Annotated in this window: 5 protein-coding genes; all 5 read right to left on the bottom strand. The window is 40.4% G+C overall.

Translation table 11 applies throughout. The features are described 5' to 3' along the window. Nucleotides 1-14 precede the first annotated feature (14 nt). On the bottom strand, nt 15-797 hold the full coding sequence (locus tag OLM61_RS20375) for an alpha/beta fold hydrolase (protein ID WP_264524420.1): 783 nt from the start codon (nt 795-797) through the stop codon (nt 15-17). Next, entirely contained in the window at nt 788-1,087 is a 300-nt protein-coding gene (locus OLM61_RS20370) for an acyl carrier protein (protein ID WP_264524419.1), read from the bottom strand. The genes OLM61_RS20375 and OLM61_RS20370 overlap by 10 nt, the downstream gene beginning before the upstream one ends. Then, a complete protein-coding gene (locus OLM61_RS20365; RefSeq protein WP_264524418.1) occupies nt 1,075-5,313 on the bottom strand; it encodes a beta-ketoacyl synthase N-terminal-like domain-containing protein in 4,239 nt (1,412 codons plus the stop codon). Before OLM61_RS20365 ends, OLM61_RS20370 begins: the two co-directional genes overlap by 13 nt. Before the next feature lie 21 nt (nt 5,314-5,334). Continuing rightward, nucleotides 5,335-12,300 (bottom strand): type I polyketide synthase, encoded by a 6,966-nt coding sequence (locus OLM61_RS20360; protein ID WP_264524417.1) that lies wholly within the window; start codon nt 12,298-12,300, stop codon nt 5,335-5,337. Between the two features lie 653 nt (nt 12,301-12,953). After that, the gene (locus tag OLM61_RS20355; RefSeq protein ID WP_264524416.1) at nt 12,954-14,645 is read right to left on the bottom strand and encodes a S41 family peptidase; all 1,692 of its coding nucleotides are present in this window, start codon (nt 14,643-14,645) and stop codon (nt 12,954-12,956) included. Nucleotides 14,646-14,791 lie beyond the last annotated feature (146 nt).

Here is a 14,791-nt window from a genome sequence, read left to right as displayed (position 1 = left end):
CAACAAATACAAATTTAGCCATAGTTTTGTAATAAAGGGTTAGTTAAAAATTGAACAATAATTTCTGCTATCTGAATGGGGTCCTGAATGGGAATATTGTGATCTCCATCAATGAGTTTTAGCTCGGCTGTACCGATTTTAGATTGCAACCATTCTCCTGTTGGTTTGCAATTGGAAGTCGATCCATATAACAACAGGGTGGATAGGGGTAAGTTGGAAATAGCAAGCTGATGCAGAAAATGCTTTTCTTTAACCATATCCGCTTTGATGCTGGTTTGGTTAAATAAAAACTCGTACAACCGATGGTTTTTTTCCAGCTGTCTTTTTCCCATCTTTACTTTTGTGGTGTCTGTAAAATTGGCTACGTAATGTTCGAGAAATTCCTTGCTATACGCTTCGATAACATCTCGCGCTTTTTCATCTTGTGGATCCGGTGCTTCGATGACCACCAATTGCTCTAAGCGGTCAGGGGCTATCAATGCCGTTTGGAGCGCAATAAGTCCCCCAAAACTATAACCCACAAGTTTTGCTTTTTTGATTTGGAGGTAATCCATCATGGCGATTAAATCGGATGCCATAGTTTTTAAATCGTATCCTTCTAATACGCGCTCACTCCTGCCATGACTTTTTAGATCGTACATGACCACATGAAAATGCTGCGCCAAAATGGGAGCAATATTGAAATAATAAATAGAAAGATTACTGAACATACCGTGGATCAGTACCACGGTATCTTCGGCATCTTTATTTAGTTCCTGTACGTGAACTTTTTTATGATTAACCGTAATTACTGGCATTCGTAGATATAATTGATGATGTTATTCAGATCAAGATTGATCAGTTGATCCAAATCCATAGCAGACAGCCAACCCGTGAAATCAATTTGATCACCAAAGTGTGTTTTGATTTTTTCTGAAAAAGAAACAATCTCTATACTGTCCATTTCCAGATCTTTAGTGAACGAACTGTTTGGCGTGATATCCATCTCTTCTACAAATTCTTCACCGATAATTTCTGTAATAAAACCCTTTAAAAGGGTAAATAACTCCTCATGATTCCTTTTTAATGTCGTGTTTAAAGTGTCCATCCGATGATATAGTTTTGGTGTTTGACTGTTTTGATTTCTATTTGATCGATCCACAGATGATCGCCTTGTATGCGTGTTACTTCGTATTTTTTTGGGTTTCCTTGTAGCCCTGTGCCTAATAATTTGCTATAAGCTTCTTTGGCTACCCAAAAGCGGGTGGTCCATTCCGCCTGATCGCGTTCTTTTAATAAGACTGATTCTGCATCGGTGAAGACCAATTGATAGAATTCAGAGCTGCGTTCGGCAATGATTTCCATATCGATACCAACAGCTTTATCCTGCCGTGCAATGGCTACCGCATCTTTTCCTTTATGGGCCAATGAAATCTCGATCTGTTCTGTGGCATTCCCTTTAAGATAAGGTTTGCCCGCTTTATCAGAATATATTTCAAAGGTTATGGGGTAACTGGGTTGATTTTTCTGTTCACTCAATACATGGCGTACAGCATCTTTTACCGCTACACGACTTACCATCCAGTTCTTTCTGCGGTTGGGCAGGAGTTCCTGATAGTACTGTTTTTCCCTTTGATTGAAATAACGTTTCAGTATAAAATCCCAGGAAGATACGCGGGAATAGGCCTGATGAAAGAAAAAGACTTCCGGGGCAATTTCTTCTGACAGACGGTTATGGAGTGGCGACATGGAAACATTCCACAACGCTTCGTCAATTTCTAATCTGCGGTTTTGCCATCCTTTTATCGCACACCATACTTTTCCGTTTCTCTCCAATACAATGTCGGCAATTGCAAATTCATCGTTTAATTCCGTCAGTATACAGGTACATTCAAATTCGCCATCTTGATCGTGCATGTCTTCGAAAAATTCAATTTGTTTGATTTTTACCGGAAAAGCAATGCGGTCTTTGGTTAAGGTGAGTTGTAACCATAATCCAAATAACTGTCCTGCATTGTCCAATAAGGAACCCTTACCGCCATTCCCTTTTATCTTTCCGATAATACCTTTCTCACCAACAGCCGATATGGCTGTAATACCTTGATAGGCGTCCCCATGAAACATATGCTTCTCATAGATTTCTAAAGGAGTCCGCTCAATCGGTAATCGTTTGCCGATTGATAGGTCAAACACAGCTGGTTGCGGATGTGAGGCTGCTAAAAATACTTCGGCGTTGGCAAAATTCTCGATGTCCAGATAGGCGTGATGGTTGGAGCGCCAAACGCCTTTTATTGTTTTTTCAAAAGGCGTGGCAACGTTCATCCACTGAAATACACTGACGTGCATGATCTTGTGAATTTTTGTTTCCGGTTGTTCTGCCAGTGCTGTTTCGGCCAGTACTTCAAAGATCATGGTCATTGGAATCACAGGTTCCATATCGGCAACCTCCGACCAGCCTTTGGGTTGTCGTAAAAGGCTGTGGTCAATCAGATAGGGATGTGTAACCAAATTGACCTGTAGTGTTTTTGAAAAACGACTGTCGATCAGTTGTTTTTTTGCTAAAACAGGTGCAGCAACAGCCGTTTGTGTATGATTTTGAAAGACGTCCAATACTTCTTCCTGCATTCGGATCATATCGGCGATATTGTCCTGAAAGGCCTGAACTAATGGGTGACTTACTTTTGCTGCCGTTTTGGTAAAAACCTCTTTTGGGCGTACGGTATCGATAGATTTTCGCAAGTTTTTTATAGCTTCAAAATCACGGACAATAGGTGATCCTAATTGCAATTTGATACCTTTTTTGGGTACTGCTTTTCTGTGATTTTGGATGTCTAAAAAATCGAGTGCCAGAACTTTTCCTTCTACAAATAATGCGGCAACTACCCGTTGCAACTGGGCAAGTGCAGTTCGGGTGGCTACACTTGAAGCAAGTGTGCTGAAGGCTTTCCCTTTTAAGGTATCATCAATAAACCCAATTAACCCTCCCGTACCGATCTGGATAAAAACACGGACTCCTTCGTCATAAAGTTTTTCGGTCAGTTCCCGGAATCGTACAGGCTGAACAAGATGTTCGGCGCTTAGTTGACGGATGGACTGCAAATCTGCTGGATAAGGCAGGAGTGTAGTGGCCGACCACAACGGGATTTTTGTTTTTTGGAATTGAACTTTTTCCATCCCTGCTAAAATTACCTCCAGTTTATCGGCAACAAAAGGAGAATGAAACCCGGATTGAAAGGGTAAAATTTGATGAAAGATCTGTTTTGATTTCAATAAAGGCGTTAATTCTTCGAGTGCCGCAAGGGTACCACAAAGGATTACCTGATGTGGACAATTATCATTTGAAACATAGAGGTTCGGAATTTGTTCAATCAAAGGTGCTACATCTTCCAGACCTGCTCCAATGGCAATGAATTTAGAGTCCTTTAGTTCAAATGTTTTTGGATCAAGTACATCGATCAGATCCTTGACAGTACCTGCTTCGGCCAGATCTGAGGCATAGCCCGCCAACCATTCTCCCAAACTATGTCCGGCATTCATATCCGGATAGATCCCCAGTTTTTTTAAAGCACTGTCGAGTATACCACAATTGTTAAAAACACCAAATGCTTCGTTCAACAGTCCTTCACCAGTTGTTTCTATAGGAGCTGTCAATCCAAAATATTGACTGACTGTTGCGACTTCGCCTTTTGCTAAACCATCGAGTCCCGGGAATACAAAGGCTACTTTACCACCATCCTGTAAAAGGGGAGTGGAGGTGTACCATATATCTTGTTTGTTGCGCCAGGCATTATTTTTAGACACAATTTTGATTGCTTTTTGGATGCGTTCGGGTGTTGGATCAAAGAGTGCAATACGGTAATCACCCTCTCCTGCGGCAGTATCATTATCCTGAAGTGCCGAAAGCAAAGCTTCACGTGTCGGTCTCGCAAGTAACAATACTTCGTCTTTTTTAGGGATGGCATACCCTTCCAAAACTACGTGGGCGTTGATACCTCCAAAGCCAAATGCATTTACTGCTGCGATCTTTGGTAAACCGGTTTGCGACCAGTTTTTAGCTTCCTGTATAGGAGTAAATCGGGTGAGTTGCAGGGCGGCAGTAGGTTTTTCGCAATATAAGGTAGGGGGTAATATGTCGTGATGCAAGGCCAGACAGGTCTTGATTAAACCTGCGATTCCTGCAGCTGGCATGGCGTGACCTATATTGGATTTGACAGATCCGATACCGGCACGTACAACTGTTTCGTCTTTACCGAAAAATTGCGCCAGAGTTTGCAGTTCCGTTTTATCTCCCAACGGAGTTCCGGTGCCATGAGCTTCGAGGTAACCGATTTGTTCTTTATCTAAATTGGCATGCGACCATGCTTGATCTAAAGCTTTTAACTGACCTTTTACGGAAGGACTCATGACACTTGTTCCATTGCCATCGCTGCTTACGCCTACACCTTTAATGACGGCATAAATTTTATCCTGATCACGTACCGCTTCTTCCAGTCGCTTCAAAACAACGAAACCGCAGCCTTCTCCAATGAGCAATCCGTCTGCATCTTCGCTAAAGGGCTTGATTTGCTGCTGATGCGATAAGGCCCCCAATTGGCTAAAAATACTCCAAAATGCAGCATTCTGACCTGTATGTACACCTCCTGCAATCATCATATCGCTACGGCCACGCTGTAACTCCTGTACGGCATGGTCTACGGCCAGAAGAGCACTTGCACAGGCTGCATCAACGGTGAAAGCAACACCTCCAAGATTGAATCGATTGGAGACTAATGAGGCCACAAGGTTGGGAATTAATCCCATGGCTGTATCTGCAGAGAATCGTCCTTTACGTTCCTGAAAGGCCTGTTTTACTTTTTCAATATCGGCTGAAGATACCTCCGGCAATAGTTCTTGTAATAGGGAAGAGATCTGTTCGCCTGTACGTACAATTTCAATGGCCCGTGTAGCTCCAGGGCCTGTATAATTTCCTTTTCCGATGACAATTCCGGTTCGTTCCAATGAATTTTTTTTTTGGAATACTCCTGCATCTTCTAAGGCTTTCTGAACGAGATCAAGTGTTAACAGATGATCGGGTTCAGTACCTTCAACGGCAAGAGGTAAAATACCAAAGGCGGTAGGGTCAAATTCATAATCAGGAATAAACCCGCCCCGATTGCAATAAAAGCGATCCATAGTTTGCTTGCTATCGCTAAAGTGGATAGGATCGATACGTTCAGCCGGAGCTGCTTGCGTCGAGTCGACTTTATTGATGATATTCTGCCAAAATGCTTCCGCGTCTTTTGCTCCGGGAAACAGGCAGGATAAACCTATAATAGCGATATCTGTTTTTTTCATAATAGACGAATACAGCGGTTTTTACCAATTTTTACCGGACATGATTAATACCTGACTTTCTGTTCCATATTTGATTTCGTTAAGAAATAGCTCTTTTCCTTCCTCTAATGGGATCAGTGAAATTCCGCGGCGTTCGTACTCATTTTCCAATGAGGTAGAAACCATTCCTGCCCCTTTCCATGGCCCCCAGTTGATCGAGATTACTTTTCCTTTTAACCTTTTGTTTAATGCATTGGCATAATCGTCCAACACACTATTTGCTGCTGCATAATCGGTTTGGCCTTTGTTGCCATAGACAGAAGCGATGCTTGAAAACAGAACTACAAATTGGCAATCTGAGCGCAATTGCTCGGCCAGGACACGTAAGGGTTTTACTTTTGTGTCAAAAACACGTTCAAAAGAACTGGTTGTTTTCTGTTTGAAAAGTTTGTCCTCCAAAAGACCTGCACCATGAATGACACCATCTAATTGGCCGTATTGTTCATAAATATCATGGAGAAGCTGAGTCAATCCTTCTTCATCACAAACATCTAAGGATTGATAGACAACTTTATTTCCCAATTGTTCCATGTCGTGAATGGTACGCAGGATCTGATTGTTTTTGAAAATTCGCGAGGTCTCTTTTTCAATTTGAGGCGGCGTGGTAAAATTACCGGTCTTGATGAGGTAGCTTCTGATTTCTTCTCGCGATTTCATCAACTCTAATTCTTTTGAATCGGTATTAACTTCTCTCGGATCTGTTGATCTGCCGACAAGGATATAGGTACACGGATAAGCTGCTGACATATGTTTTACGAGTTCAGCAGTAATACCCTGTCCTCCGCCAAGAACTAAAACAACCGATTTTTGATCAAGGTGAATGTGTGCCTGGTCAAGAGCCGTTAACATTGGTGAAGGTATGATGTCGACTTTATGTCGTTGATCGTGTTTGTAAATGACTTCCGCTGATTGGTCTGCGGTCAGGATTTCGCGTAATGTAATTTCGGCTATTTGCTCTATTTCCTGCGGGGTATTGAGAGTGATAAGCCTGCAGTTGGTTTGTTCATACTCACGGGCTAAACTTTTGAATAAGCCGGAATAGCCCTGATAGTGGCGCAGTGCACGGGTGTCTTCTAATTTTTCAATATGTGCCGGGATATCTGAGATCAAATAAATCCATTGTGCTTTTTCAAGATCCATTTTTTTAATCAAAGCAACGTGGTCGATGATACTATGTTTGACAGCAGCGGAGCCTATATCGGAAATAATCAGTCCATCAAAGAGCGTCAAATCCTGATCTGTATGAACCAATTGTGCAATTGCACCATGTTGTTCCAATATCGTTTTAATTGCCGCTGTTTGTGTGCCATTGTCCGGGGCTATTGCAAATCGTTTTCCTTTAAGTGTTTCGGTATTTTGTGCTTCGAAAATAGCGGTTGGTATCAAATCAAATCGCAGGCGTGTTAGTAAACTTTGTACAGGTTCAATTGTACTCATTTCACTTATCCAGGTTGCTAAGCCATTTAGCGTTTTTATGGCTGCTAAGTTTTCCATAAGATCATCAGCTTGCTCCTTGTCATCACCAAATCCGATTTTGAATTTTAGATCGCTGATAATTTCCATTCGTTTGATAGAATCGATACTTAAATCGGCTTCCAGATCCAGATCCAGTCCTAACATCTCTTTTGGATAGCCGGTCTTTTCGCTGACAATATCTAAAATGGCCGTTTGCAGTTCTGCAAGTGTACGGATAGCTTTAGCAGCTATTACAGGCGATTCGAGTGATAATTCAACCGTTGCGACAGGAGAAGCAACAGTGCCTGTGTATTCCGTAAGCCAGATTACGAGTCCATTTAAAGTCTTTATTGCCGCCAGTTGTTCCATGACGGTGTCTTCATTTTCATGATCACTGTTAAGAATACCCAACTCATTGCGGAGCGTTCCGATGATTTCAACTCTTTTAATAGAATCTATGCTGAGGTCAGCTTCCAGATCCATTTCCATACCTAACATTTCATGCGGATAACCCGTTTTTTCGCAGACTACGTTTAACAACAAGGATTTGATATCTGTTGATGGTATTGGGAGGGTCACTGTAGCTATCGGTTTATCGTTGGCAATTCGTGTGGGTACGAATTGATCAGCGGTGGTATTTGCTGTTGTTGTAGCATAAACCGGGATAGGATTGATGTGTCCCTGCTGTCCTAAGAAGGAAAGCATGACATCTCGCTGCGCCTGAATCAACAGTTTCATACTGTTTAAATACTCCTGTAATACGTGTTCTGCGACTGGTTGTGTCTCTGTTTTCTGGATGATCGTCGAGTTTGTCATATGAAGGGGAGTTATTATGGGTAAGGCACCATGAGTAGGTAATGTTCCTGTTGTTGGATGAGCGGCTTGTCCATTTATACGCCAAATGGTTGGGCTTTTTTTGTAAAGGTCGGGTTGATCGATCTGGATTAAAGTCGTGTGTCTGCCTTCAAAAAGTTTGTTTAAATTAAGGGTTCGGCCGGTTCCAAGGTATTGCGCAAGCATACAAAGTAAATGGGTGAGACTGTTACGGTTGTTGTCCTCGACATGCAGGGTTATCGCATCTTGGTTGAGGCAGGATTTTGTTAAACCGGTCAATACTTTTCCGGGACCTACTTCAATAAATATTCTCGCTCCATCGGCATACATCGCCTGGATTTCGTCAACAAAACGTACGGGTTGAACCAAGTGATCGGTCAATTGTACTTTGATATCAGATACCGGGCTTGGGTATAAGTTTGCGGTAGTGTTTGACCAGACTGGAATTTGCATTTCCTGAAAAGGAATTTCTTTCAGAACATCAGCATACAAATCTTTGGATTTGCTTACCAACGGACTGTGAAAGGCGCAAGCAACTTCCAGTTTTTTGGAAGAGATACGCTCGTTTTTAAGGTGTTCCATAAATTTGTCAATGGCCGCGGTACTTCCGGCCACAACACATTGAGTTGGTGAATTATAATTGACAGGATAGCAGTCCGGATGCTGTTCAAGAATCGCTTTCAGGCGATCTGCATCGATGTTTACGGCTACCATAGTTCCGGGATCACCATCTTCAACAGCCTCTAAAATGCTTTGTGCACGTTTGCTGCTGAGTTCAACCAACTGTTGTTCGTCAAATACACCGGCGAAACACAATGCAGGTAATTCTCCATAACTATGTCCTGCCAACATATCAGGCAGGATGCCAAATGACTGTAACAATTGAGCTAAGGCAAGGTCTACGATACCTAAAAGAGGTTGTGCCAGACGCGTATCCTTAATGGTTTCCTTTTGTTTTTTTAATGCCGCGGTATCAAATGTGGCTGCAGGAAAAACAACTTTTTCTAAATCAGGATATTGTGCTATAAGTTTGCGCAGGACCGGAAACAGCACAAACAGGTCTTGTGCCATATGAATGTTTTGGCTGCCTTGACCGGGGAACAGAAATGCAGTTTTACCGGCTTGTTGGTTGACAATAAAGATATCTTTACTTTCAATACCCGTTAACAAGAGTTCGATTTTCATCATCAAATCTTCGGTTGTATCGGCAACAATACTTAGTTGGATCGGTTTTTCGGAACCGGCGACTAAACTGTAGGCAATGTCTTTTAGGGATAAACTGTCATTGATTTCCAATAGCGTTTTTACCTGTTCCAATTGAATTTTGGCCTGATCATAATTATCACCACGGAAGACGAATAGCTCAGACGCCCAGGATTGAAGTGTGACAGTCTCTTCTTTTTGCGGGTGATTTTCGATTACCATATGAAAATTGGTACCGCCAAAACCGAAGGCACTAATTCCGGCATACCGTTTTTCTTCAGACCATAATCCTGTTATGGAATGAAAAGCAAAAGGACTTGTATGTACATTGTAATAGGCATTGGGCTGTTGAAGATGAAGCGTAGGAGGTTTTACGCCATGGTATACCGCCATAGAGGCTTTGATAAGTCCGGCCAAACCTGCCGCACATTTGGTGTGCCCAATTTGAGTTTTTACAGATCCGAGATGTGTCTGAGCCGGTAAAGCTCCGGACCTGCTGAATAAATTGGTGAGCGCGCTAAGTTCTGTTTTGTCTCCAACTACCGTTCCAGTGCCATGAGCTTCCACTAAACCAACTGCTGCTGCACTGATACCTGCCTGATCGTAGGCGCGTTCTAAGGCGCGTACCTGACCAATTTTTCGCGGAGCAGTAAGACCAAGAGCTTTACCGTCGCTGGATCCTCCGACACCTTTAATAACAGAATAAATACGATCACCGTCGCGCAGGGCATCTTCATATCGTTTTAAGACCAATATGGCAACCCCTTCGCCAAGAGCAATACCGTCGGCAGTGCTGTCAAATGTTGCGCAGCGTCCTTTGCGGGAGAGGGCATGTGTGCTGGAAAACATCAGATAATCGTTGATACCATTATGTAAATCGACTCCTCCGGTTAGTACCATATCCGATTTGCCCAGTATCAGTTCCTGGCAGGCCAGATCAATGGCAGCCATCGATGAGGCACAGGCCGCGTCTACAGTAAAATTTCTTCCACCCAAATCCAGACGGTTTGTGATTCTTCCGGCAATAACATTGGCTAATATACCCGGGAACGAATCCTCGGTGGTGTGTGGAAATGCTTTTTCGACTTCTTCATGAAGTTCTCCAAAAACTTGTTTGTAATAACCTCTGAAACTATAACTATTGGCAAGATCATTTCCGCCTTCAGCCCCGATGATAACCGATATATTTTCTCTATTAATTTGTTTTTCACCATAACCGGCATCTTCCATTGCACGTTTGGCAACGAGTAAAGTTAGAAGCTGAGTGGGTTCTATCGCCGCAAGTGATTGTGGCGGAATACCAAATTCTATGGGGTCAAAATCTATTTTCGGAATAAAACCTCCCCATTTGGAATGGGATACATCTGAAGCATTGGAGTCGGGTTGATAATAAATCTCTTTATTCCATCGCTCGTCCGGTACTTCGGTAACGCAGTCTTTTCCAAGAATGATATTGCGCCAGTATTCTGCTAAATTTTTGGCACCCGGAAACACGCATTCCATACCTATAATAGCGATGTCCAATGCTTTTTCGGTTGATATAGGTTTTTCTGGTAATGCTGCCTGTGTAATATGTTTTTGATTCTCGATCGCAACGTCATGGTGGAGTGATTCAAGCGTAATTACCTGGTTGTGCATGGTTGCTACTTGTCCGATCATGTACATACCTAAATCAAGCTGTTGGTTTTTAGGTATAGTAACAAGGGCGTCGCCTTGACGGTCAATGCCTTTTGCAGCAATCCTGAGACGTCCTACATTCAGTTTTTCAAGCTGTTCCCAAATTTCCTTTTTGTCCATTCCAATGGCCAGCAGTTTTTTCTTTTCATTGTCGAAATGTGAGGCGAATGCTGTATTTAAACAACGTGTTTCATGACCTGGCGCGGTTTCCAGGAGCACAGTATCTTTGGCCTGCATCGCTTGTTGCTGAAACTCTTGCTGAATCGCACCTGTACTCACCGCTTCCTGTGTGTACAAATAGGCAGTTCCCATCAGTACCCCAACTTTTACACCCCGGGCAGCCAGAGGAGCGGCCATGATAGCCACAAAGGCTGTGGAAAAAGCATCATGAATTCCACCGGCAAAAAATACACTTATATTTTCCGGATGATCTTCTTTTAAAATACGTTCGATTTGTTTTTCCCAAAGTACGGTGCTGGATAGTGGGCCAACATGTCCGCCACATTCCCTACCTTCAAAGATGAAATTTTTGGCACCTTCTTTTAGGAAAATATCCAATAAAGCAGGGGAAGGGACATGTAAAAAGGTAGTTATGCCCGCTTTTTCAAATACTTTAGCCTGTGCAGGCCGACCTCCCGCGATTAATACTACCGGAGGTTTGGCTTCAAGGATATAAGTGGTTTGCTCTTCCCGCAACTCCTGTGGTGCAAAACCTAATATACCGACACCCCAGGTTTTATTACCGGCAAGTTTTTGAGTTTCGAGAACTAATGTTCTTGCTTGCTCTCCTTTGAGTAAAGAAAGGGCTATAAAAGGTAAGGCTCCTGTTTCTGCTACAGCATTGGCAAATGCCGCAACGTCGCTCACGCGGGTCATTGGCCCTTGTGCAATAGGGTAGCGCAGGCCAAGTTGTTTGGCTAACGGATTGTTTTGATCAATGATTGGAGAGGCTTTTGCTTGTTTTAGATGACCATACATAGCTTCTTTAAATCCAAAAACCAATTTTTTTAGCGTTTTGAAATTTTCATACAGCTCTGTTGCCAAAGCAATGTCTTGTCCCATTGGAATGTAACTTTTGCTCGGGTCAAGGTCATTATAATAGTGTTCTAACTCTTCGATAGAAACATTCTCAGATAAAACAGGTGAATTAGGTCTCACCAATACGCGATGGTCGGCGATGATCTTAGTTTCTGTCCCATTTAATTTGGAACATAAATTTTTGAGGTCCTGAGGAATGGTACTTTCGGGATATAGTGCCAATTGACTGTCTAATACAATACCATTTGCGCCAAGTGCTTTTACAGCGGCGGCGGTATGAAGACCTATTCCTCCTTGTACCCATACAGGTATAGTTTTGATTTCTTGTATGACACGCTGAAACAAAACAAATGTCGATTCATAACCAACTAATCCTCCAGCTTCATTTCCTTTCACAATAATTCCAATAGCTCCCAGCTGTTCGGCTTTTTTGGCTTGCTCCAGACTGTTTACCTGATAAATACGTGATACGTTCGGATAGGCGTTTGTTGAGATCCCAAAAGGAAGGATAAGGTGACTTACCTGCCCCGACAGTTGAAGTGAGGTTAACTTGTCATTGGTGAGATGTATACCATAGGAAGGTATATTGATCAGTTCAAGTTGTTTTAATGCTTCCTGAGCGATTGCTTTATCATATCCCAAACTTAATACGGGGAATGCTCCAGCCTGATATAGTTTAGACATCAGGTTGACATCAGGCTTTTCAAAAGGCGTTAATCCTATAAGGGTTAAATTTTTCATAGGTTGATAAGATTGAAATGAGATTTGGAAATGCTAATAACTATAATCATGGCCTTTATGGTACAATTTAGTTAATGTGGTATAGTGGAATAAAAGTAATAAATTTCTGCTAATTTTTAAGTATTAACATTAATTTTATAATGATTTTTTTACAAAAACTTTAAATATGGGTTTATTATTAGCTTGTGTGTAAAAAAAAACTTCTTTTTTTATGATTCTTATAGTTTTTTTTGATTCGTCCGAACGGTTATCTAATGTATTTGTTTCATTTTTTGATAACGAAAAGGGAGATTTTATTTCTAAAATATTGTTCAGTGTTTCAATTACAGCCAATTAAAACTTAAATTTAGCTCTTTGTAATTGTAAAAATCTACGGCATTTTACATGAAAACTTACGGTTATTGGAATGAAAACCGAAATCAGTTGGCCAAAGTAATTGACAGCTCCGTTGGGAATAGAAACTTTCGAGTTGTTTTATAGAGATTAAGAAGTGCAGAAAATAAAAAAACCTGCGAATCTTAAGATTTGCAGGTTTGACCACTGTTATTTTAGGTTTTTGAAAAGATTGAAAAAGCAATCTTTTTACTTTTTTCACTCTTTTTTTGAGGAGAGTAGGATTAGTATCTTAAACCTGAACCCCTAGATTTCTATTTTTATTTTTTTGCAAACTCTAGTGCTTTTTCAAGAATTTCGTCTCTTCCTTCCCGAATACCTTTAATAGTGGGATGAACAACAACGTTAATTTTTATGCCCACCCTTTGAGTTTCGCTTCTATCTGGGTAAAACACACCTAGTCCTGTAATGATTGATTTATAGCCTAAAAAATCATTATATGAAACGTTGCCATCTGCTCCGGAAGTTTGGGTACCTATTGTAGTAACATTGTCACCTGTCTGTAATAACATAGTTGCAAATTCGGATGCACTTTGAGTGTTTTCATTAACTAAGACAATGACTTTACCAGTGTAATAGTCATTGTTTTTAGGTGGAATTGTTTCGCTTTGTTTCCAAATAAATCTCCCGGGATAAGAAAGATCTGGTTTTATCACTTTTGCAAACTCTTTTTTAGTTCGAATCAATCTTCGTGCTATCATAAAAGGAGTGAAATTCATGTACGCTCTATAATCAATAATAATTGCTTTTGTTGCTTTAAGATCTAACATCATTTTGTCAACATCTTTCATTTCTAAGTAACTCATATCCACATATCCAATATTTTTGTCTAGAATTTTATATTTTTCTTTATTTGTGGGGAATTGACTTTTTATATGTTTTAGATCATAACGCCCGAAATTTTTAACAATTTCGTCCTCCCCACGTTTAATGTTTAGTTTTATAGAATCTGTTGCTCCGGCTGTTACAAAAAAGCCATTGTGAGAATCTTTTACTTTATTATTAGATCCTCTATTATAGATTTCATTGGCTGTAGTTATTTTCTTTGCGGCTATTCCTTCTGACTTTTCTACAACATCTCCAATTTTTAAATCATTTAATTTTGCTAATGAATCATTATAAAAACCAGTAATTACCAATTGATCTTCCACCATATTAAAATATACAGGACTGTATTTTCTTCCAAAGTAATCATCGATAGGATCTGTGTATAAAGTTGCATGTGAGTCGTTAAGTTTAACAACTGTTTCCAGCATTGCTAAATGATATTTTGTTTTGTTTTTTGAATTTAAGAACTTAGGAATCATTTGTTTTAAAACTTCATCCCAATTTTCATCAGTCATGTACTTGTAGGGATAAAAATATTCAACAACATTCCAATATCTAAACAAACTTAACAATCGATGGCTTTCATCTGGAAACTCTAAATTTTCATATTGTGGTTCATTGGTTATTTTTACATTACCAGCGTTTGTGGCAGAAACATAATGATTCTTTCCCTGAAATCGGTTGTCTTCTATTTGTTTTAATTTTTTTGAAAGCTCACTAGAAAACAATTCAGTATTTTGCGTCCAGGAAAGGTTGAAATTTTTATCAAAATATTCATCAGACTTCACATCTTTACAAGAACGACACGTGCTGATATCTCCTAGAGAGGCAATCCACTCCATATAGATTTTAGAGATAGCTTCGTTACTTGTAGCTTTTTCAATTTTAGGAATAATGTTTAATAATTGTTCGTCCCAGTTAAAACGTCCTTTCGCAACATTTGGGTGATAATATTTAAGAAATCCCCATACTTTACAAAGAGTATATAAGTTTGCTGTTTTAGTCTCGTCTAATATGGTTGAATCGATATTTTGGCTCTGGGCTAATTGTAAATTACCAAACAAGATAAGTAACAATGGAATACATCTATTGATTAATAATCCATATTTTTTATTAAAAGACAACCTCATTAATTTACTTTATTTAGAATAATGTTTTCCAAAAGTATCGGTTGTATTTTTAAGAACTTATTTAAAAAGATGCAGGTTTTAATACTAAATTATCCGAAAATAATTTCTTGAATTTTAGCAACAGAAATTCATCACTTGAT

Source organism: Flavobacterium sp. N502536 (genome assembly GCF_025947345.1).
Taxonomy (GTDB): domain Bacteria; phylum Bacteroidota; class Bacteroidia; order Flavobacteriales; family Flavobacteriaceae; genus Flavobacterium.
The sequence above is the reverse complement of the archived record's forward strand: the minus strand, read 5'-3'. Positions and strand labels throughout refer to the sequence as shown.

Bases quoted from the DNA above. Each gene is read 5' to 3' on its own strand.
- OLM61_RS20370 (WP_264524419.1), bottom strand. From the start codon at position 1,087: ATGGACACTTTAAACACGACATTAAAAAGGAATCATGAGGAGTTATTT.
- OLM61_RS20360 (WP_264524417.1), bottom strand. From the start codon at position 12,300: ATGAAAAATTTAACCCTTATAGGATTAACGCCTTTTGAAAAGCCTGAT.
- OLM61_RS20375 (WP_264524420.1), bottom strand. From the start codon at position 797: ATGCCAGTAATTACGGTTAATCATAAAAAAGTTCACGTACAGGAACTA.
- OLM61_RS20365 (WP_264524418.1), bottom strand. From the start codon at position 5,313: ATGAAAAAAACAGATATCGCTATTATAGGTTTATCCTGCCTGTTTCCC.